19 protein-coding genes are annotated in these 20691 nt (G+C 38.4%); 11 read left to right on the top strand and 8 right to left on the bottom strand.

From position 1 onward, the window contains the following. The first annotated feature begins 185 nt into the window (after positions 1-185). From SP4011_RS09835 to SP4011_RS09815, 5 genes are all read left to right on the top strand, one after another. Positions 186-1103: an ABC transporter permease gene (locus SP4011_RS09835; protein WP_000861540.1), complete on the top strand. Its 918-nt coding sequence runs from the start codon at positions 186-188 to the stop codon at positions 1101-1103. A gap of 17 nt (positions 1104-1120) precedes the next feature. Then, positions 1121-2017 carry a carbohydrate ABC transporter permease gene (locus SP4011_RS09830; protein ID WP_000870790.1) on the top strand — a complete coding sequence of 299 codons (897 nt, stop codon included), beginning with the start codon at positions 1121-1123 and terminating at the stop codon, positions 2015-2017. A 9-nt stretch (positions 2018-2026) separates the two neighbouring features. Then, positions 2027-3592 carry a sugar ABC transporter substrate-binding protein gene (locus SP4011_RS09825; protein ID WP_338619131.1) on the top strand — a complete coding sequence of 522 codons (1566 nt, stop codon included), beginning with the start codon at positions 2027-2029 and terminating at the stop codon, positions 3590-3592. Between the two features lie 205 nt (positions 3593-3797). Then, positions 3798-4442: a YesL family protein gene (locus tag SP4011_RS09820; RefSeq protein WP_338619130.1), complete on the top strand. Its 645-nt coding sequence runs from the start codon at positions 3798-3800 to the stop codon at positions 4440-4442. Beyond that, complete coding sequence (locus SP4011_RS09815; RefSeq protein ID WP_338619129.1) at positions 4439-6652, top strand: glycoside hydrolase family 31 protein; 2214 nt, start codon at positions 4439-4441, stop codon at positions 6650-6652. Before SP4011_RS09820 ends, SP4011_RS09815 begins: the two co-directional genes overlap by 4 nt. 222 nt (positions 6653-6874) lie before the next feature. Here SP4011_RS09815 and SP4011_RS09810 read toward each other — a convergent pair whose 3' ends face one another. From SP4011_RS09810 to SP4011_RS09785, 6 genes are read right to left on the bottom strand one after another with little or no spacing between them, the layout of a single operon-like run. Next, entirely contained in the window at positions 6875-7351 is a 477-nt protein-coding gene (locus SP4011_RS09810) for a glutathione peroxidase (protein WP_338619128.1), read from the bottom strand. Continuing rightward, positions 7351-7926: a DUF3278 domain-containing protein gene (locus SP4011_RS09805; protein WP_338619126.1), complete on the bottom strand. Its 576-nt coding sequence runs from the start codon at positions 7924-7926 to the stop codon at positions 7351-7353. Before SP4011_RS09805 ends, SP4011_RS09810 begins: the two co-directional genes overlap by 1 nt. 12 nt (positions 7927-7938) lie before the next feature. Then, positions 7939-8277, bottom strand: coding sequence for a hypothetical protein (locus SP4011_RS09800; RefSeq protein ID WP_173282732.1), 339 nt, complete (start codon positions 8275-8277; stop codon positions 7939-7941). Between the two features lie 10 nt (positions 8278-8287). Further along, a complete protein-coding gene (locus tag SP4011_RS09795; protein ID WP_000711746.1) occupies positions 8288-8530 on the bottom strand; it encodes a hypothetical protein in 243 nt (80 codons plus the stop codon). A gap of 10 nt (positions 8531-8540) precedes the next feature. Continuing rightward, positions 8541-9083, bottom strand: a complete 543-nt coding sequence (locus tag SP4011_RS09790; protein WP_173282733.1) for a DUF3278 domain-containing protein — start codon at positions 9081-9083, stop codon at positions 8541-8543. Between the two features lie 15 nt (positions 9084-9098). Next, positions 9099-9293: a helix-turn-helix transcriptional regulator gene (locus SP4011_RS09785; RefSeq protein WP_001082471.1), complete on the bottom strand. Its 195-nt coding sequence runs from the start codon at positions 9291-9293 to the stop codon at positions 9099-9101. Positions 9294-9458: 165 nt separating this feature from the next. Between SP4011_RS09785 and rsmH the strand changes: the two genes are divergently transcribed. The 5 genes from rsmH (at position 9459) to SP4011_RS09760 (ending at position 16625) form a co-directional block, all read left to right on the top strand. Continuing rightward, positions 9459-10409: a 16S rRNA (cytosine(1402)-N(4))-methyltransferase RsmH gene (rsmH, locus tag SP4011_RS09780; RefSeq protein ID WP_338619122.1), complete on the top strand. Its 951-nt coding sequence runs from the start codon at positions 9459-9461 to the stop codon at positions 10407-10409. Between the two features lie 11 nt (positions 10410-10420). Further along, a complete protein-coding gene (gene ftsL / locus SP4011_RS09775; RefSeq protein ID WP_000818547.1) occupies positions 10421-10738 on the top strand; it encodes a cell division protein FtsL in 318 nt (105 codons plus the stop codon). Between the two features lie 3 nt (positions 10739-10741). Continuing rightward, positions 10742-12994: a penicillin-binding protein PBP2X gene (pbp2X, locus tag SP4011_RS09770; RefSeq protein ID WP_338619113.1), complete on the top strand. Its 2253-nt coding sequence runs from the start codon at positions 10742-10744 to the stop codon at positions 12992-12994. Between the two features lies 1 nt (position 12995). Then, the gene (gene mraY / locus SP4011_RS09765) at positions 12996-13976 is read left to right on the top strand and encodes a phospho-N-acetylmuramoyl-pentapeptide-transferase (protein ID WP_338619112.1); all 981 of its coding nucleotides are present in this window, start codon (positions 12996-12998) and stop codon (positions 13974-13976) included. Between the two features lie 543 nt (positions 13977-14519). Further along, on the top strand, positions 14520-16625 hold the full coding sequence (locus SP4011_RS09760; RefSeq protein WP_338619110.1) for an ATP-dependent Clp protease ATP-binding subunit: 2106 nt from the start codon (positions 14520-14522) through the stop codon (positions 16623-16625). 59 nt (positions 16626-16684) lie between these two features. Here SP4011_RS09760 and SP4011_RS09755 read toward each other — a convergent pair whose 3' ends face one another. Together SP4011_RS09755 and SP4011_RS09750 are read right to left on the bottom strand one after the other, a co-directional pair. Next, entirely contained in the window at positions 16685-17167 is a 483-nt protein-coding gene (locus tag SP4011_RS09755; RefSeq protein ID WP_000032547.1) for an S-ribosylhomocysteine lyase, read from the bottom strand. Positions 17168-17261: 94 nt separating this feature from the next. After that, positions 17262-18746, bottom strand: a complete 1485-nt coding sequence (locus SP4011_RS09750; RefSeq protein WP_338619108.1) for a DUF1846 domain-containing protein — start codon at positions 18744-18746, stop codon at positions 17262-17264. A 152-nt stretch (positions 18747-18898) separates the two neighbouring features. Between SP4011_RS09750 and SP4011_RS09745 the strand changes: the two genes are divergently transcribed. Beyond that, a complete protein-coding gene (locus SP4011_RS09745; RefSeq protein WP_338619106.1) occupies positions 18899-20509 on the top strand; it encodes an alpha-glucosidase in 1611 nt (536 codons plus the stop codon). Positions 20510-20691 lie beyond the last annotated feature (182 nt).

Below are 20691 nucleotides of genomic sequence, written 5' to 3'. Positions count from 1 at the left end.
AATTATAGCACTTTGAAAATACGATATCATGTAACAAAACAGATATGTTTTATCAAGATGTCGGAAAAGTAATAGTTTTTAAAATTAAAAAAACTGAAAAATTGATAAACCTAGTCCAAAAAGTTCTATTAAGGGAATTCTATATGGTGTAAAATAATCGTAGAAAATCAGATGGGAGGAAAAACATGAAAGTAGCATCTCAACTTCATAAAATAAAATTAAAGCATAGTATTCCGTTATATATATTACTTTTTCCTTCAATATTGCTATTAATTTTATTTTCCTATATTCCCATGTTGGGACTAATTATTGCATTTAAAGACTATTCACCAGCCAATGGTATCTTTGCTAGTCAGTGGGTAGGATTTAAGTACTTTACTCAATTTTTCTCATCATTCCAATTCGGGACAACTATGTTCAATACATTAAAAATTTCACTTTATAGTATTGTAGTAGGATTCCCCTTACCTATTATACTAGCTATCATTAGTAATCAGTTAAGGGTTGGGAAATTTAGAAAAATATTTCAAGTGACAACTTACTTACCTCATTTTATCTCTACAATGGTTATGTGTGGGATGATCATCTTATTTTTATCTCCTACTAGTGGTTTGTTAGCGAATGTATTTAAGTCTGTTGGAATCACTATTCCAGATTTTTTATCAAAACCTAGTCATTTTGCAGGTGTTTATGTTTGGAGTGATGTATGGCAACATATTGGTTGGGATAGTATTATCTATCTGGCGGCGCTTTCTGCAATTGATCCTACATATTATGAGGCTGCAACTATGGATGGTGCCTCTAGGTTACAAAAAATTCGGCATATAGAATTACCATTGCTTTTGCCGACTGCTATGATTTTATTAATATTAAGAGCAGGTAGTTTATTAAGTGTAGGTTTTGAGAAAGTGTTACTACTGCAGAATCCACTTAATTTAGCAGGAAGTGAGATAATTTCGACCTATGTTTATAAAGTTGGTATGGTGAACTTTCAGTATAGTTATTCGACAGCTATAGGGTTATTTAACACCGTAGTCAATCTAATAATTTTGTTATCTGTTAACTGGTTCTCGAAAAGATATACTAGAACGGGTCTTTTTTAAAGGAAGGAGTGCTCAAGGTGAAATGGTTTCATAAATCAAGAAAAACAAACTCTGAATTATTATTTGATATAGTTACCTATGGTTTAGCAATTTTCCTTATCCTGTTAATTGTTTATCCGTTATGGTTTGTAGTGATTGCATCTTTTAGTAATCCTTCAGATGTTGCAAATGGGAAGGTATGGTTTATTCCTAGAGAATGGAAATTAGATGGATATTTACGTCTTATTCAACAACCTTTATTTTTGCGTAGCTATTTAAATACCATTTTATATACTGTTGTTGGTACCTTAGTTGCTTTAGTAGTCAATATTCCAGCTGGTTATGCTTTATCTAGAAAAGAATTAGTTGGTAGAAAGTGGATGAGTATTCTATACATAATCCCTATGTTTGTATCAGGTGGCTTGATTCCTACCTACTTAACAGTAAAGAATGTAGGCTTGATTGATACATTTTGGGTAATGGTAATACCTTTTGCAGTTTCATCATACAATATTATTGTTGCTAGAACTTTCTTTAATAATAGTATTCCAGACGGGATGTGGGAGGCTGCGCAAATTGATGGCTGTGGTACAATTCGTTATTTTATTAAAATAGTTGTTCCGTTATCAAAAGCTATTATAGCAGTTATTGGACTTTGGACTGCAGTTGGTATTTGGAATTCGTGGTTTAATGCTTTAATTTATTTAACGAATGAAAATTTACAGCCATTGCAATTAATTTTACGACGTTTACTAATTAGTAATCAAATGTTACAATCGCAAGCAACAGGAGAAGTTGCATCAGATCTTCGTATCAAAGCTGATATGATGAAATATGCAGCAATTGTTATTTCAACCGCTCCGATTATGTTGTTGTATCCCTTTGTTCAAAAATATTTTAATCAAGGCGTAATGATTGGAGCCTTGAAAGAATAGGAGAAAAACATGAAACATAAATCATTTACATATTTGTTCTTAGGAACAGTTACACTTGCTGGCTTAACAGCCTGTGCAAATTCCAATAATGCGAATAAGGACGATAAGTCTGGAGAAGATTCTTATAAAATCACAACTGTTCGTTGGTCTGACTGGGGGGAAGATTATCATAAAGGTTTTCTAACAGATTCGGCCAAGGAAGCAGGTATTGATGTTAAATGGGATACACTTGTAGCCGCAGATTGGGCAGATAAGAAATCTGTGTTGGTTGCTAGTGGAGATTTACCAGATGCATTTTTAGGTTCAAATGCTTTTACAGATTCAGAAATTGCTCAGAACCAATCTTTATTTATTCCATTGGAAGATTTAATCAAAGAAAACATGCCAAATTTAACTAAGGCTATGGAGAAAGAACCTAAGATTAAAGCTATGATTACTTCACCAGATGGTCATATCTACAGTCTACCTAAAAAATTACCGATGCGTCCTACAGTAGCTAATCAGCTATTTATTAATAAAAAGTGGCTGGATAATTTAGGATTAAAGGTTCCAGAAACTTATGATGATTTAGTAAAAGTACTACAAGAATTTAAGGATAAAGATGCGAACGGAAATGGAGATGCTTCTGATGAAATTCCATTCGGAGCAGGAAACTTTGATCCAACATTCTCATATATTCTTCCGTTCAATAATCGTTTAGGTGCAGATAATACATATGAAATGTCTGTAAAAGATGGAAAACCAGTCTACCTTCGTACAGAAGAAAGTTATAAACAAGGGATTGCAGCAATGCATGAAGCTTATAAAAAAGGTTTGATTGATCCGGAAATCTTTACAGAAGATACCTCTATGAGTGTAGCAAAACGTATGGATAAGGGAGTATCTAGAGTAGGTGTTTCTAGTGGTTGGACAGCAGATGCAACGTTTGGCTTACATTCAAGTGAATATATTGCTCTACCTGCTTTAAAAGGTATGGATGGTAAACAATATGTCTTTTCTGATCCAGATCATTACAACTATGGTCGAAATGAAATTTTGATTACAAATAAGAGCAAAAACCCTGCTAAATTATTGAAATGGTTGGATAAATTATATACAGATGAAGCAAGTATTCAGAATTTCTATGGATCATTTGGAATAGCTACTGAAAAGAATGGTGATAAGTTTAAAGTGTTACCTCCTAAAGATGGTAAATCAGCTGATGAATGGGCATGGATTCATTCACTTCGAGATTTTGGTCCTAAATACGTAAGCGATGATATCAATAGTCGCGTAGAAATCGATCAAACACAAGGTGATGGATTGAAATTGAAGATGGACCAAGATTTGAAACAATTTGCGTTGCCAGCTTACCCTAATGTGATTTATTCACAAGAAGAGCTTAACAAATTATCATCAATCTATGTGAGTATTGAATCTTATGTCAAACAACAAGCATCTAAATGGGTAGTTGAAGGCGGCATAGAAAAAGAATGGGACTCATACAAAGAAACTCTTAAGAATATGGGATTGGACGAATTTATGAAGATTCAACAGGAAGCATATAATCGTTACCAAAAAGAAGTAAAAGAGTAATATTTTATATGAACTCTTGGTTGTATGAACAAGGGACTAGCTAATTATAGGAAGCGAGACTGATAACATCAGATTATCTCGCTTCCTTTATTCTAATTTTTAAAGAAATTTGGAAATGTTTTTTAAATAATTTAGGTAATATTTTTGTACAACTGACATTATAAAATATAGAGTTAGGGCAATCGATTTTATGGAGATATCTATTATGCAAAAATTATTTTCATTAGATGGAAAAGTGGTTAGAATTTTAACTTTTTTGACAGATTTAATTATTTTAAATACTCTATTTATTGTTAGTTGTATTCCAATAGTTACAATTGGGGCATCATTAACTTCTCTTACGACAATGTGGTATCGTATTTTAAAAGGTAAAGATACCGATATTGCTTATCATTATTTTCGGATCTTTAGACGAAATTTTAAACAGTCAACTTTTATTTGGTTGTTTATCCTCCTAATAGAATTACTTTTATATGTGAACTATTGTCTTTGGGGCTATTCAAGTTTATTTTCAGAGTATAGTTTATTGTTAGTGTTGCCCTTTTTATTTGTTATAATACTTTTGATGAGTGTTATTTTTTCCTATATTGGTCTATTTAAAGATAATCTAAAAAATAGTATTGTAAATAGCGTATTAATTTGTCTTTTAAATCCAATACAAGCTATCATGTTGGTTTTATTTAATATTTCTGTACTGTATATGAGTTTTAGTAGTCCAGAACGAGTTTTAACAGCTATTTACGTATTTACATTTGGGGGATTTGCTTTTTGCGGATTGATGAATGTAACGATAACAAATAAAATGTTTGATAAGGTAAAGAAATTTACTAAAAGGAGGACAACAAATTGAAAATTTTTAAGGGAGAATTTTATCGAATCTCTGTATTAACAGACAAGTTAGTAAGGCTAGAATACTCTCAAACTGGAAGTTTTGAGGATAGAACGACACAACTTATCTATAATAGAGATTTTGGCCAAGTTTCGTTAGATTATATCGAGACATCAAATGTACTAGATATTATGACGGACTATTTTCATCTGCACTTTAATAAAGGAGAATTTAACGCCGAAAATTTATTTATAGAATTAAAAGGAAATTTTGCCGTATATGGTAGTCGCTGGTATTTTGGTGAATCTATTGAAACGTTAAAAGGAACAGCTCGGACTCTGGATGAGGCAGATGGAGCAATCTCGTTAGAAGATGGAATTATTAGCCGAAATGGTATAGCCTTATTGGATGATTCTCAAGGATTTATTTGGGATGAACAGTCTGGTTATATTGAGAGAGAAAATCAAATTGACCTCTATTTCTTTGCCTATGGGCATGATTATAGAGGAGTAATCAGAGACTTTTACCATTTGACTGGTTCAACACCCTTGTTGCCAAGATATGCTTTAGGCAATTGGTGGAGTAGATATTGGCCTTATACGTCAGATGAATACTTGGATTTAATAGACAGATTTGAAACAGAGAAAATTCCATTATCTATCGGTGTGTTAGATATGGATTGGCATATAACTGAAATTCCAGCCCGTTTTGGAAGTGGGTGGACAGGATATAGTTGGAATAAAAACTTAATACCTAATCCAGAACAGTTATTGCAACAACTTCATGATAGAAAGTTAAAACTCTCCTTAAATGTCCATCCTGCTGATGGTATACGGGCTTATGAAGAAGCTTATCCTCGGGTTGCCAAACGATTGGGGTTAAATGTAGAATTAGAGGAACCTGCTATTTTTGATTTTTTTAATCCCTCTTTTAGGGAATCCTACTTTAAAGATGTTCATTATGAACTAGAAAAGCAGGGAGTAGATTTTTGGTGGATTGACTGGCAACAAGGGACACAAGGCATGTTGGATCCACTATGGCTTTTAAACCATTATCATTATCAGGATAGTTGTAAAAATGCAGAAGGTGGCTTGATTTTATCAAGGTATGCAGGTCCTGGTAGTCACCGCTACCCTGTTGGTTTTTCAGGGGACACTATTATTAGTTGGAATTCCTTAAGATTTCAACCTTATTTTACAGCAACAGCATCTAATATCGGTTATAGTTGGTGGAGTCATGATATCGGTGGACACATGCTAGGGGATTATGACGAGGAGCTACAAACTAGATGGCTACAGTTTGGCGTTTTTAGTCCGATTACTCGCTTACATAGTTCTAGAAGTCCCTTCAATAGTAAAGAACCTTGGTTTTTTTCAGAAACAACATCTAAGATTATGAAGAAATACCTTCGTTTGAGACATCAGATGATTCCATATCTATATACCATGAATGTAAAGACACATGAAGAAGGTGCCCCATTAATCAGCCCAATGTATTATTTCTACCCAGAGAATGATGAGAGCTATAATGTCCCAAATCAATACTTTTTTGGAACAGAACTGATGGTGGCTCCCATTGTAGAAAAGATGGATTTGGCATTCCAATCTGCAAAAGTAGATGTATGGTTCCCTGAAGGTGAATGGTATGACTTCTTTTCAGAGAAAAAGTACACAGGTGGTGTGAAGTTAAGTGTTTATAGAGATATTTCGACTATACCTGTGTTTGCAAAAAGTGGTGCAATCATTCCCTTGGTTGGTTCTGAGATAGATATGGGTGTTGAGTTACCTGAAGTTGTAGATTGGTATGTATTCCCAGGCAAACAACATTCTTTTGAAATGATTGAAGATCAAAATGGTCAAAGATATAAAACAAGATTATCAATCGACTGGGAAATGGGGATGGTAGAGTTAACATTACAAGGAGATACTAGTATCGTTCCAAGTAATAGAAGGCATAGAATTCATTTTAAAGGAACGAATGTGCCTATAATTGAATTGCCAAATAAGAATGATACAGCTAGATTTGAATGGAAAGATCATAAAAGGACATCCCTAAATGATGAAGTTTTTAGACTACTAAAAACGGCTTCTCTGCCATATGAATTAAAAGATAGATTGTTAAATCAATTCATCAATGCGAAAAATTCTCATGAGTTAATGAATATCTTGCATCATCAGGATAAGGAATTGAGAGGGCGTTTGTTGGAAATGATATTTACTAGCCAAAACTAATTGAGATAATTAGAAAGTCATTTGTTTAGTGTATATGAAGCTTCGGTATGGTATTTGTTATCATTGGTCACATTGAAAATGTGAAATAAGCACCTACAACATAGACTTTACAACACTTCATGTTTCATATCATGGAGTGTTTTTCTATTTAAGTCAAAGCCAATCAAAAAATCTCACTATTCAATAGGCTAAAGGAAACCTAATTATAATGAGATTGTAAAATTATAGTAGATTTTGTATCGCCTCTTCAATTTGTTTTGGGTCTGTTTTTGAAGAGAAGCGTTCAAAGACCTGCCCATCACGACCGATGAGGAACTTAGCGAAATTCCATTCGATTCGTTTTCCTAGTGGTCCAGATTTCTGGTCTTTCAACCAAACATAGAGGGGATCTGCCTCCTTACCGTTGACCTTGATCTTGGCAAAACGTGGGAAAGTGGTTTGATAGTGTAGGCTACAGAAGGTGTTGATTTCCTCTGCGCTACCTGGTGCTTGTCCCATAAACTGATTGCAAGGAAAATCTAAGATTTCAAATCCCTGAACTTGATAGCGTTCATAGAGTTCTTGGAGTCCTTGGTACTGGGGAGTTAAACCACATCCAGTAGCAGTGTTGACAATCAAGAGTACCTTACCACGATAGGCATCTAGTGAGATTTCTTGATTGTCTTGGTTCAAGACTGAAAAATCGTATAGTGAAGTCATTACTTGCTTTTCTCCTTCTGTTTGGTATTTTTAGGAGTTTTCTCCTCCTGTAGGGATAGAAAGCCGTAGGTCAGGGTTCCAAAAATGCTACCGATAATCAGGCCATACATCAGGAAAGGAACACTTTTATCGAATTGCATGAGCAATTTCACAAAATCTGAAAGGGACATCTGCTGAACGAAGACTTTATGAAAGATGAGTAGGGTAAAGAGGCCAATCTGAAGACCGATAAACACAACCCAGCTTCGAAATTTGATTTGGGCTTTGCTGTAGGTCTTGAGGATGATTTCTGACTTGTCATCTTTTTCCAGATGGAGTTCTTTGACGGCTCTTTGAGTTTTTAAAGTAATGAAAAAAATGAGTCCAGAGTAAACGTAGGGCATGGCATAGCGAACGGCCTCTATGAAGCGTCCAAATAACAGATAAAACAAGAAGAGGAAGAAGGAAGAATAAACGATTTGAACCATAGAACGGGCACAAGCTTTGTAGATAATCTCTTGTCTGCATTCATCAAAAGGACCCTGAATGTGAAAGAGATTTCGAAGTAAGCGAGTGGTTAAGTCATCTTTTTTCATACTAGTAACCTCCTAAATGAGCGGTTTTTGATTGACTTCTTTAACGAGTTGATAGAGATAATAAAGATAAGTGATAGAAGAAAGGCTAGCGATAGTCAGCAGTAAATAATATTTCCAATCGCTTGAGATGAGCATCAGTTGTGGTAAAGATAGAATCATAAAGCATAGTGCTAAGTTGAGTATGCGTGTTTTTTGGGAGTCAATCTTTAGATAAGTCAGTCCTTTGTTAAGGGCTGGAATAAAGACTAGCACGAGGAATATCTCTCTGATTAAGTTCCCTGAAATGATGATGAAGATAAGCAGAGAACTGAACAAAAGATGATAGGTCAGTAAAGTTAATAGTGATTTCATAGGGGACCTCCTAATCTTGGTCTTTTTTAGCTCTTGCAATACGAAGTGAGTCGACAATATGCATCATCACTCCGAAAAAGAAAGCTCCCAGTATAGTTTTAAAAATATGTTTTGTATTTAGAAGAGAAGTGATAAAATTTGGATTTTCACTTGTTAGGGTATCAATAAGTGGAATTATAAAAAATATCACTGTTCCATAAATCGAACCTGCTTTCAGACCAGGATAACGTAACTGTTTCTTTTCTTTTTTCATGAGTTTCCTCCTAATCCTCATCCGGATTTTTCTTAGTTTTTGCAATGCGACGGGAGATGAGAATCTGTATAACCACTCCAAAGAAGACAGACTGGAGGATGCTTGAAAAAATATTTTTAAAAGCAAGAAGTGACTGAAGATAGTCCTGACTCTCACCTAGCAGTATATGGAGAAGAGGGATTGTAAAAAAACTCATTAATCCATAGACTATTCCAGCTTTCAGACCAGGGTAATGTAGTTGCTTACTTTCTTTCTCACTCAGCATATCTGGATCAATAGCTGTAATCCCTGTTTTTTTGGTTTGGGAGAGCACATAGAGAGCAGAAATCATCGAAATGCCGAATACCACAAGAGGATAGCCGATAGCGACAATTTGCGGGTATTTATAAGCGAGGACGACGGGGATGAGATTCCCAAATGTCATCAGATAAAAGAGGATGATAAAAACTTGATTGCCGATACGATCAGCCTCGCGTCGTTTGTGTTCGTCAAGAGGGCCAGAAATTCCGTAGATGCGTTTGATCAGTTTTTCCGTGAAGGTTTCTTTTTTCATAAGTTTGCTCCTTTTTTAAAAATTATCCTCCCAAAAGAGACTGTTGAGGTCAGTTTGGAGGCTGCGGGCGAGATTGAGACAGAGTTCCAGGGTTGGATTGTACTTGTCGTTTTCAATCATATTGATGGTCTGTCTCGAGACACCGATATCCTTGGCGAGTTCGAGCTGGGAAATGCCCAGTTCCTTGCGAAATTCTTTCACACGATTCATCTGGTCTCCTTTCTGATTTATGTCGTATATATTTGACTATATTATAGTCTTTTAAATATGAAGTGTCAAGTATTTTTGACATATTTTTTGAAGAAATAGTAGTCTCCTTGTCCGATTTGTCTGACTAGTGCAAGCTGGTCGGATTTGTGGTAAAATAGATAAGATATGACAAAAGAATTTCATCATGTAACGGTCTTACTCCACGAAACGATTGATATGCTCGACGTAAAGCCTGACGGTATCTACGTTGATGCGACTTTGGGTGGAGCAGGCCATAGCGAGTATTTATTAAGTAAATTAAGTGAAAAGGGCCATCTCTATGCCTTTGACCAGGACCAGAATGCCATTGACAATGCGCAGGAACGTTTGGCACTCTACATTGAAAAGGGAATGGTGACTTTTATTAAGGATAACTTCCGTCATTTGCAGGCACGTTTGCGCGAAGCTGGTGTTCAGGAAATTGATGGGATTTGTTATGACTTGGGAGTGTCTAGTCCTCAATTGGACCAGCGTGAGCGTGGTTTTTCTTATAAAAAGGATGCGCCACTGGACATGCGGATGAATCAGGATGCTAGCCTGACAGCCTATGAAGTGGTGAACCATTATGACTATCATGACTTGGTTCGTATTTTCTTCAAGTATGGTGAGGATAAATTTTCTAAACAGATTGCCCGCAAGATTGAACAAGCGCGTGAAGTCAAGCCAATCGAGACAACGACTGAGTTAGCAGAGATTATTAAGTCGGCTAAACCTGCCAAGGAACTCAAGAAGAAGGGTCATCCTGCCAAGCAGATTTTCCAGGCTATTCGGATTGAAGTCAATGATGAACTGGGAGCGGCAGATGAGTCCATCCAGCAGGCTATGGATATGTTGGCTCTGGATGGTAGGATTTCAGTGATTACCTTTCATTCCTTGGAAGACCGCTTGACCAAGCAGTTATTCAAGGAAGCTTCAACAGTTGAAGTTCCAAAAGGCTTGCCTTTCATCCCAGATGATCTCAAGCCCAAGATGGAATTGGTATCCCGTAAGCCAATCTTGCCAAGTGCAGAAGAATTAGAAGCCAATAACCGCTCGCACTCAGCCAAGTTGCGCGTGGTCAGAAAAATTCACAAGTAAGAGGGAAAAAGATGGCAGAAAAAATGGAAAAAACAGGTCAAATACTACAGATGCAACTTAAACGGTTTTCGCGTGTGGAAAAAGCTTTTTACTTTTCCATTGCTGTAACCACTCTTATTGTAGCCATTAGTATTATTTTTATGCAGACCAAGCTCTTGCAAGTGCAGAATGATTTGACAAAAATCAATGCGCAGATAGAGGAAAAGAAGACCGAATTGGACGATGCCAAGCAAGAGGTCAATGAACTATTACGTGCAGAACGTTTGAAAGAGATTGCCAATTCACACGATTTGCAATTAAACAATGAAAATATTCGAATAGCGGAGTAAGATATGAAGTGGACAAAAAGAGTAATCCGTTATGCGACGAAAAATCGGAAATCGCCGGCTGAAAACAGACGCAGAGTTGGAAAAAGTCTGAGTTTATTATCTGTCTTTGTTTTTGCCGTTTTTTTAGTCAATTTTGCAGTCATTATTGGGACGGGCACTCGCTTTGGAACAGATTTAGCGAAGGAAGCTAAGAAGGTTCATCAAACCACCCGTATAGTTCCTGCCAAACGTGGGACTATTTATGACCGAAATGGAGTCCCAATTGCTGAGGATGCAACCTCCTATAATGTCTATGCGGTTATTGATGAGAACTATAAGTCAGCAACGGGTAAGATTCTTTACGTAGAAAAAACACAATTTAACAAGGTTGCAGAGGTCTTTCATAAGTATCTGGACATGGAAGAATCTTATGTAAGAGAGCAACTCTCGCAACCTAATCTCAAGCAAGTTTCCTTTGGAGCAAAGGGCAATGGGATTACCTATGCCAATATGATGTCTATCAAAAAAGAGTTGGAAACTGCAGAGGTCAAGGGGATTGATTTTACAACCAGTCCCAATCGTAGTTACCCAAACGGACAATTTGCTTCTAGTTTTATCGGACTAGCTCAGCTCCATGAAAATGAAGATGGCAGCAAGAGCTTGCTGGGAACCTCTGGGATGGAGAGTTCCTTGAACAGTATTCTTGCAGGGAAAGATGGTATTATTACCTATGAAAAGGATCGTCTGGGTAATATTGTACCTGGAACAGAACAAGTTTCCCAACAGACGGTAGATGGCAAGGATGTTTATACGACTATTTCCAGCACCCTCCAGTCCTTTATGGAAACCCAGATGGATGCTTTTCTAGAAAAAGTAAAAGGTAAGTATATGACCGCGACCTTGGTCAGTGCAAAGACCGGTGAAATCCTCGCTACCACCCAACGACCTACCTTTAATGCAGATACTAAAGAAGGAATCACTGAGGACTTTGTTTGGCGTGATATTCTTTATCAAAGTAACTATGAACCAGGATCAGCCATGAAGGTTATGACGTTAGCTTCTTCTATTGATAATAATACCTTCCCAAGTGGAGAATACTTCAATAGCAGTGAATTCAAAATAGCGGATGCGACGACTCGAGATTGGGATGTTAATGAAGGTTTGACTACTGGTGGGATGATGACTTTCTTACAAGGTTTCGCTCACTCCAGTAATGTTGGAATGAGTCTACTTGAACAAAAAATGGGAGATGCTACTTGGTTGGATTATCTAAAACGCTTTAAATTTGGGGTTCCAACTCGCTTTGGCTTGACAGATGAATACGCTGGTCAACTTCCAGCTGATAATATTGTTAGTATTGCTCAAAGCTCATTTGGGCAAGGAATTTCAGTGACACAAACACAAATGCTTCGTGCCTTTACAGCTATTGCTAATGATGGAGTTATGCTGGAGCCAAAATTTATAAGTGCTATTTATGATACTAACAATCAGTCTGTACGTAAGTCACAAAAAGAAATAGTAGGAAATCCTGTTTCCAAAGAGGCAGCAAGCACAACTCGAAATCACATGATCTTAGTTGGGACGGACCCTCTATATGGAACTATGTATAATCACTACACAGGAAAGCCAATTATAACAGTTCCTGGACAAAATGTAGCAGTTAAATCCGGTACGGCTCAAATCGCTGATGAGAAAAATGGAGGATACTTGGTTGGTTCTACCAATTATATTTTCTCAGCTGTGACTATGAATCCTGCTGAAAATCCTGATTTTATCTTGTATGTAACGGTTCAACAGCCTGAGCATTATTCAGGTATCCAGTTGGGAGAATTTGCCACCCCAATCTTGGAGCGGGCTTCAGCTATGAAAGAATCTCTCAATCTTCAATCTCCAGCCAAAAATTTAGATAAAGTTACGACAGAATCTTCTTATGCAATGCCTAGCATCAAGGATATTTCACCTGGTGAGTTGGCGGAGGCCTTACGCCGAAATATTGTGCAACCCATCGTTGTAGGTACTGGAACAAAGATTAAAGAGACTTCTGTAGAAGAAGGAAAAAATCTTGCACCAAACCAACAAGTTCTCCTTTTATCGGATAAGGTGGAAGAAATTCCAGACATGTATGGCTGGAAAAAAGAGACTGCCGAGGCCTTTGCTAAATGGTTGGATATTGAACTGGAATTTGAAGGTTCAGGTTCCATCGTTCAGAAGCAAGATGTTCGGACTAATACAGCTATCAAAAACATTAAAAAAATTAAATTAACTTTAGGAGACTAATATGTTTATTTCCATCAGTGCTGGAATTGTGACATTTTTACTAACTTTAGTAGGAATTCCGGCCTTTATCCAATTTTATAGAAAGGCGCAAATTACAGGCCAGCAGATGCATGAGGATGTCAAACAGCACCAGGCAAAAGCTGGGACTCCTACAATGGGAGGTTTGGTTTTCTTAATTGCTTCTGTTTTGCTTGCTTTCTTTTTCGCCCTATTTAGTAATCAACTCAGCAATAATGTTGGTATGATTTTATTTATCTTGGTTCTTTATGGTTTAATCGGATTTTTAGATGACTTCCTCAAGGTCTTCCGTAAAATCAATGAGGGCCTTAATCCCAAACAGAAATTGGCTCTTCAGCTTCTAGGTGGCGTCATTTTCTACCTTTTCTATGAGCGCGGTGGCGATATGCTTTCTGTCTTTGGTTACCAAGTACATCTAGGAATTTTCTATATTGTCTTCGCTCTTTTCTGGCTAGTTGGTTTTTCAAACGCAGTCAACTTGACAGATGGTATTGACGGTCTAGCTAGTATTTCCGTTGTGATTAGTTTGTCTGCCTATGGAGTTATTGCCTATGTGCAAGGTCAGATGGATATCCTTCTAGTGATTCTTGCCATGATTGGTGGTTTGCTTGGTTTCTTCGTCTTTAACCATAAGCCTGCTAAAGTCTTTATGGGGGATGTGGGAAGTTTGGCCCTAGGTGGAATGTTGGCAGCTATCTCTATGGCCCTCCACCAAGAATGGACTCTCTTGATTATCGGAATTGTTTATGTCTTTGAAACAACTTCGGTCATGATGCAAGTCAGTTATTTTAAACTGACAGGTGGTAAACGTATTTTCCGTATGACGCCTGTGCATCACCATTTTGAGCTTGGAGGATTGTCTGGTAAAGGAAATCCTTGGAGCGAGTGGAAGGTTGACTTCTTCTTTTGGGGAGTGGGACTTCTAGCAAGTCTCCTGACGCTAGCAATTTTGTATTTGATGTAAGAACGGCACCCTGATTTTTCAGGGTGTTTTTGCTTTTTAAAAAACATTGGTCAATTAAAGTCAAAATCCTTGACCTTTTCTGACTAATGTAGTATATTATGAACGTAAGGTAAATGAAAACCTTATGTGAACACTTATACTCAATGAAAATCAAGAACAAACTAGGAAGCTAGCTTTAGGCTGCTCAAAACACGGTTTTGAGGTTGCAGATAGAGCTGACGTGGTTTGAAGAGGTTTTTGAAGAGTATAAAAAATATTGGTCAGTCAAAGTCAAAATCCTTGACCTTTTCTGACTAATGTAGTATATTATGAACGTAAGGTAAATGAAAGCCTTACTAGAACGCTTATTTAAAGTAAAAAAGAAAGAGGTGGGTCTATGTTTCATCTAGAAATCTTTAGAAGTAAAGATAGTCTACTCCTGCTTGAAAAAGAAAAACCAGAAATAGTACGTAGAGTAGCGATTTAGCTAGTCTAAATTTTTTAAAACAAAGGTCAAAGATAGTCAATATCAGTAATAATAAATAACAAAAAGAGGTAAAGAATATGAACAACAACTTTAATAATTTTAACAACATGGATGATTTATTTAACCAATTGATGGGTGGTATGCGCGGATACAGTTCTGAAAATCGTCGTTACTTGATTAATGGACGTGAAGTCACACCTGAGGAATTTGCTCACTATCGTGCAACTGGTCAATTGCCAGGAAATGTAGAAGTTGATGGACAAATGCCACAACATACGTCAGGTATGAAACAAGACGGTGTCCTTGCGAAACTAGGTCGAAACTTGACAGCAGAAGCGCGTGAGGGCAAGCTGGATCCTGTTATCGGACGAAACAAGGAAATTCAAGAGACATCTGAAATTCTTTCACGCCGTACCAAGAACAATCCTGTTTTAGTCGGAGATGCAGGCGTTGGTAAGACAGCAGTTGTCGAAGGTCTAGCACAAGCCATTGTGAATGGTGATGTTCCAGCTGCTATTAAGAATAAGGAAATTATTTCTATTGATATCTCAGGTCTTGAAGCTGGGACTCAATATCGTGGTAGCTTTGAAGAAAATGTCCAAAACCTAGTCAATGAAGTGAAAGAAGCAAGGAATATTATCCTCTTCTTCGATGAAATTCACCAAATCCTTGGTGCTGGTAGCACTGGTGGAGACAGTGGTTCTAAGGGGCTCGCGGATATTCTCAAGCCAGCCCTCTCCCGTGGAGAATTGACAGTGATTGGGGCAACGACTCAAGACGAATACCGTAACACCATCTTGAAGAATGCAGCTCTTGCTCGTCGTTTCAACGAAGTCAAGGTCAATGCTCCTTCAGCAGAGGATACATATAAAATCCTTCAAGGAATTCGTGATCTCTATCAACAACACCACAATGTCATCTTGCCAGACGAAGTCTTGAAAGCAGCAGTAGATTATTCTGTTCAATACATTCCTCAACGTAGCTTGCCAGATAAGGCTATCGATCTTGTCGATGTAACGGCAGCACACTTGGCAGCCCAACATCCTGTAACAGATGTGCATGCTGTTGAACGGGAAATTGAGGCAGAAAAAGACAAGCAAGAAAAAGCTGTTGAGTCAGAAGATTTTGAAGCAGCTCTAAACTATAAAACACGTATCGCAGAACTGGAAAAGAAAATCGAAAACCACACAGAAGATATGAAAGTGACTGCAAGTGTCAACGATGTGGCTGAATCTGTGGAACGAATAACAGGTATCCCAGTATCGCAAATGGGAGCTTCAGATATCGAACGTTTGAAAGATATGGCTCATCGTCTGCAAGATAAGGTAATCGGTCAAGATAAGGCAGTTGAAGCTGTAGCCCGTGCTATCCGTCGTAATCGTGCTGGTTTTGATGAAGGCAATCGCCCAATCGGTAGTTTCCTCTTTGTAGGACCAACTGGGGTTGGTAAGACAGAACTTGCTAAGCAATTGGCGCTGGATATGTTTGGAACCAAGGATGCGATTATCCGTTTGGATATGTCTGAATACAGTGACCGTACAGCTGTTTCTAAGTTAATCGGTACAACAGCTGGTTATGTGGGCTATGATGACAATAGCAATACCTTGACAGAACGTGTTCGTCGCAATCCATACTCTATCATTCTCTTGGACGAGATTGAAAAGGCTGATCCTCAAGTAATCACCCTTCTCCTTCAGGTCTTGGATGATGGTCGTTTGACCGATGGCCAAGGAAATACTGTTAACTTTAAAAACACTGTCATTATTGCAACGTCAAATGCTGGATTTGGCTATGAAGCCAACTTGACAGAAGATGCGGATAAACCAGAGTTGATGGATCGTTTGAAACCATTCTTCCGTCCAGAATTCCTTAACCGTTTCAATGCTGTCATCGAATTCTCACACTTGAGCAAAGAAGATCTTTCTAAGATTGTAGACCTTATGTTGGTTGAAGTTAACAAGACGCTTTCTAAGAAAGACATTGACTTGGCAGTGAGCGAAGCTGCTAAAGAATACATGACTGAGGAAGGCTACGATGAAGTCATGGGTGTTCGTCCACTCCGTCGTGTGGTTGAACAACAAATCCGTGACAAAGTCACAGACTTCCACTTGGATAACCTTGATGCTAAACACCTAGAAGCTGACATGGAAGATGGTGTTTTGGTCATTCGTGAAAAAGCCTAAGACAGAATTTTGAGCATAAAAAAGAAGGAGCCAGCTGAAAAACTGGTTCCTTTTTACGTTTAAATCACATGACGTTCAAAGGCATCGTCTGAAATCCCTTGTTCCAAGATGAGTTTTGCCCATTCTTTAGCAGAGAAGAGACTGTGATCCTTGTAGTTACCGCAAGATTCGATGGTTGTTCCAGGGACATCTTCCCAAGTAGTAGTCTCAGCGATTTCCTTGAGCGAATCCTTGATAACAGCCGCAATTTCAGCGCTGGTATGACGCCCCCACATAATCATGTGGAAGCCTGTGCGGCAACCAAATGGTGAGCAGTCAATCATACCGTCAATGCGGGTACGGATGAGTTTGGCCAAGAGGTGCTCGATAGTGTGAAGGCCAGCAGTAGGGATCGAGTCTTCGTTAGGTTGCACTAAGCGAATATCATAATTGGAGATGATGTCTCCTTTTGGCCCTGTTTCTTCCCCAATCAAGCGGACATAAGGTGCTTTAACAATAGTGTGGTCAAGTTCAAAACTTTCGACAATAACTTCTTTTGACATGGTAAATCCTTTCAGTTTTCTAATTTCATTATAACATAAAGCTGGCTCCTGAGACAGAGAGAAAACCTCTCCGAGAGTGGAGAGGTTGAAATCTTTATTTACGATACAAGCGGTCGTATTGGTAGTAAGGATCAAAGGTTACGTTGATACCTAGTTTACGAAGGACATTCTTGTCTTCATCGGTTAAGATGATGGTTGAGTGGGCTTCGCTTCCTTTGAGGTTGCCAAGTTCTTCCATAGCACGAGCAGCATCAGAATTTTCTGTAGCTGTGATAGCAAGTGCAATCAAAATTTCATTTGAATGCAGGCGTGGATTGCGACTACCCAGATGATCGATTTTAAGACCTTGGATTGGCTTAACAACTTCAGGCTCGATGAGTTTTACTTCCTTGGCAATGTCAGCTGATTTCTTGATGGCGTTGATCAAGGCAGCTGCTGTAGGGCCAAAGAGTTCTGAGTTCTTACCAGTGACAATTTCCCCAGTTGGCAATTCAAGGGCTAGGGCTGGTCCACCAGTTTCTTCTGCTTTTTGACGTGCAACGACAGCAACCTTACGGTCTGCAGGTGTGATGCCGAGATCGTTCATGAGCAACTCAATTTTCTTGACAGCAGATTCACCCACTTTTTCGGCTTTGAAATCAAGAACAGTCTGATAGTAGCGACGGATAATTTCTTGTTTAGAGGCTTCGACAGCAGCCTCATTATCTGTAATAGCGAAACCAACCATGTTGACACCCATATCTGTCGGAGAAGCGTATGGAGATTTACCAAGGATACGTTCTAACATGCGCTTGAGCACTGGGAAAATCTCGATATCACGATTGTAGTTGACAGTGGTTTCTCCGTAGGTTTGGAGATGGAAAGGATCAATCATGTTGACATCATCAAGGTCTGCTGTAGCAGCCTCGTAAGCCAAGTTGACTGGGTGATGAAGGGGAAGATTCCAAACTGGGAAGGTTTCAAATTTAGCGTAACCAGACTTGATACCATTGATTTGGTCGTGGTACATATTGGACATACAGGTTGCCAATTTTCCAGAACCAGGTCCAGGAGCGGTTACGACAATCAAGTTGCGACTGGTTTTGATATAGTCGTTTTTCCCCATACCTTCTGGAGAAATGATGTGATCCATATCCGTCGGATATCCTTTGATTGGATAATGAAGATAAGAATCGATTCCGTTTTTCTCAAGTTGGTTGCGGAAGGCATCTGCAGCGGGTTGGCCAGCGTACTGTGTAATGACCACTGAGCCGACAAAAATTCCCAGCTCATTGAATTTATCAATCAAACGAAGAACTTCTTGGTCATAAGAAATGCCCAAGTCACCACGTGCTTTGGAATGTTCGATGTTGCTAGCGTTAATGGCGATCACAACCTCAACTTGCTCTTTCAACTCTTGTAAGAGCTTGATTTTGTTGTCAGGCTCATAACCAGGAAGGACACGAGCGGCGTGGAAATCTTCTAACATTTTACCGCCAAACTCTAAGTAGAGCTTGCCGTCAAATTGGTTAATGCGCTCCAAGATATGGTCGCGTTGAAGATTCAAATATTGTTCAGAACTAAAAGCTTGTTTTTTCATTTTTTTACCTCTGACCTCTATTATAATAAAAAATTGGAAGTTAGGAAACTATGGAGTTAAAAAAGGAATCAAAAAGATTAGGCAAACGCTTGCACAAAATTTCAAAAAACGCTATCATAGACTGTAGATTATGAAAACAATGAGGTAAGAAGATGCAAGAAAAATGGTGGCATAATGCCGTAGTCTATCAAGTTTATCCTAAGAGCTTTATGGATAGCAACGGAGATGGAATTGGCGACTTGCCAGGTATTACCAGTAAGTTAGACTATCTAGCTAAGTTAGGAATCACAGCGATTTGGCTTTCTCCTGTTTATGACAGCCCTATGGATGATAATGGCTACGATATTGCTGATTATCAAGCGATTGCAGCTATTTTCGGAACTATGGAGGACATGGACCAACTGATTGCGGAAGCTAAAAAGCGTGATATTCGTATCATCATGGACTTGGTGGTCAATCATACCTCAGATGAACATGCTTGGTTTGTCGAGGCCTGTGAAAATCCTGATAGCCCTGAGAGAGATTACTATATTTGGCGTGATGAACCCAATGATTTGGATTCTATCTTTAGTGGTTCTGCTTGGGAATACGATGAAAAGTCAGGTCAATACTATCTTCACTTTTTCAGCAAGAAACAGCCGGATCTCAACTGGGAAAATGAAAAACTTCGCCAGAAAATTTATGAGATGATGAACTTCTGGATTGATAAAGGGATTGGCGGTTTCCGCATGGATGTCATTGACATGATTGGCAAAATTCCTGACGAGAAAGTAGTCAATAATGGTCCTATGCTCCATCCCTATCTCAAGGAGATGAATCAGGCGACCTTTGGAGATAAGAATCTCTTGACAGTAGGGGAGACTTGGGGAGCAACGCCAGCGATTGCCAAGCTCTACTCAGATCCAAAGGGGCAAGAATTGTCTATGGTCTTCCAGTTCGAACACATCGGTCTTCAGTATCAGGAAGGGCAACCTAAATGGCACTATCAAAAAGAGCTGAATATCGCTAAGTTAAAAGAAATCTTCAACAAATGGCAGACAGAGTTAGGAGTTGAGGACGGTTGGAATTCTCTCTTCTGGAACAATCATGACCTCCCTCGTATTGTCTCTATCTGGGGAAATGACCAAGAATATCGCGAAAAATCTGCCAAAGCCTTTGCCATCTTACTTCATCTCATGAGAGGGACTCCTTATATCTACCAAGGTGAGGAAATTGGGATGACCAACTATCCCTTTGAAACGCTGGACCAAGTAGAAGATATTGAATCCCTTAACTATGCGCGTGAGGCTCTTGAAAAAGGTGTTCCGATGGAAGAAATCATGGACAGTATCCGTGTCATTGGACGAGATAATGCCCGTACCCCTATGCAATGGGACGAGAGCAAAAATGCTGGCTTCTCAACAGGTCAACCTTGGTTAGCAGTCAATCCAAACTATCCAACAATCAATGTTCAAGAAGCGCTGGCAAATCCAGATTCTATTTTCTATACCTATCAGAAGTTGGTCCAAATTCGTAAGGAGAACGGCTGGCTGATTCGAGCTGACTTTGAATTGCTTGAAACGACTGATAAGGTTTTTGCCTACATCCGTAAAGATGGCGACCGTCGTTTCCTAGTCGTGGCTAACTTGTCCAATGAAGAGCAAGACTTGGTAGTAGAAGGAAACGTCAAATCTGTCTTGATTGAAAACACCCTAGCTCAAGAAGTCTTTGAAAAACAAATCTTGGCTCCATGGGATGCTTTCTGTGTGGAATTGACTGACTAAAATGAGAGAGATTGGGCAAAAACTCGACTTCAGGAGAAAATGAAGTAAATCTTTCCACAATAAAATGCATAGTACCAAGTTTTTTCAAGACCTGATATTATGCGTTTTTTGTTTTAAAGACTTTTTTCCCAGCCTCTTTTTGCTAAAAGTTGTGTAAAAACTCTTTTAAAAACATTTGTTAG

It is taken from the genome of Streptococcus parapneumoniae (genome assembly GCF_037076355.1).
Lineage (GTDB): Bacteria > Bacillota > Bacilli > Lactobacillales > Streptococcaceae > Streptococcus > Streptococcus parapneumoniae.
The sequence above is the reverse complement of the archived record's forward strand: the minus strand, read 5'-3'. Positions and strand labels throughout refer to the sequence as shown.

Excerpts from the sequence above, each read along its gene's own strand:
- SP4011_RS09800 (WP_173282732.1), bottom strand. The coding sequence starts at position 8,277 with ATGAAATCACTATTAACTTTACTGACCTATCATCTTTTGTTCAGTTCT.
- SP4011_RS09820 (WP_338619130.1), top strand. The coding sequence starts at position 3,798 with ATGCAAAAATTATTTTCATTAGATGGAAAAGTGGTTAGAATTTTAACT.
- SP4011_RS09795 (WP_000711746.1), bottom strand. The coding sequence starts at position 8,530 with ATGAAAAAAGAAAAGAAACAGTTACGTTATCCTGGTCTGAAAGCAGGT.
- mraY (WP_338619112.1), top strand. The coding sequence starts at position 12,996 with ATGTTTATTTCCATCAGTGCTGGAATTGTGACATTTTTACTAACTTTA.
- SP4011_RS09760 (WP_338619110.1), top strand. The coding sequence starts at position 14,520 with ATGAACAACAACTTTAATAATTTTAACAACATGGATGATTTATTTAAC.
- pbp2X (WP_338619113.1), top strand. The coding sequence starts at position 10,742 with ATGAAGTGGACAAAAAGAGTAATCCGTTATGCGACGAAAAATCGGAAA.
- rsmH (WP_338619122.1), top strand. The coding sequence starts at position 9,459 with ATGACAAAAGAATTTCATCATGTAACGGTCTTACTCCACGAAACGATT.
- SP4011_RS09835 (WP_000861540.1), top strand. The coding sequence starts at position 186 with ATGAAAGTAGCATCTCAACTTCATAAAATAAAATTAAAGCATAGTATT.
- SP4011_RS09785 (WP_001082471.1), bottom strand. The coding sequence starts at position 9,293 with ATGAATCGTGTGAAAGAATTTCGCAAGGAACTGGGCATTTCCCAGCTC.
- SP4011_RS09790 (WP_173282733.1), bottom strand. The coding sequence starts at position 9,083 with ATGAAAAAAGAAACCTTCACGGAAAAACTGATCAAACGCATCTACGGA.
- SP4011_RS09805 (WP_338619126.1), bottom strand. The coding sequence starts at position 7,926 with ATGAAAAAAGATGACTTAACCACTCGCTTACTTCGAAATCTCTTTCAC.
- SP4011_RS09755 (WP_000032547.1), bottom strand. The coding sequence starts at position 17,167 with ATGTCAAAAGAAGTTATTGTCGAAAGTTTTGAACTTGACCACACTATT.
- ftsL (WP_000818547.1), top strand. The coding sequence starts at position 10,421 with ATGGCAGAAAAAATGGAAAAAACAGGTCAAATACTACAGATGCAACTT.
- SP4011_RS09750 (WP_338619108.1), bottom strand. The coding sequence starts at position 18,746 with ATGAAAAAACAAGCTTTTAGTTCTGAACAATATTTGAATCTTCAACGC.
- SP4011_RS09825 (WP_338619131.1), top strand. The coding sequence starts at position 2,027 with ATGAAACATAAATCATTTACATATTTGTTCTTAGGAACAGTTACACTT.
- SP4011_RS09745 (WP_338619106.1), top strand. The coding sequence starts at position 18,899 with ATGCAAGAAAAATGGTGGCATAATGCCGTAGTCTATCAAGTTTATCCT.
- SP4011_RS09810 (WP_338619128.1), bottom strand. The coding sequence starts at position 7,351 with ATGACTTCACTATACGATTTTTCAGTCTTGAACCAAGACAATCAAGAA.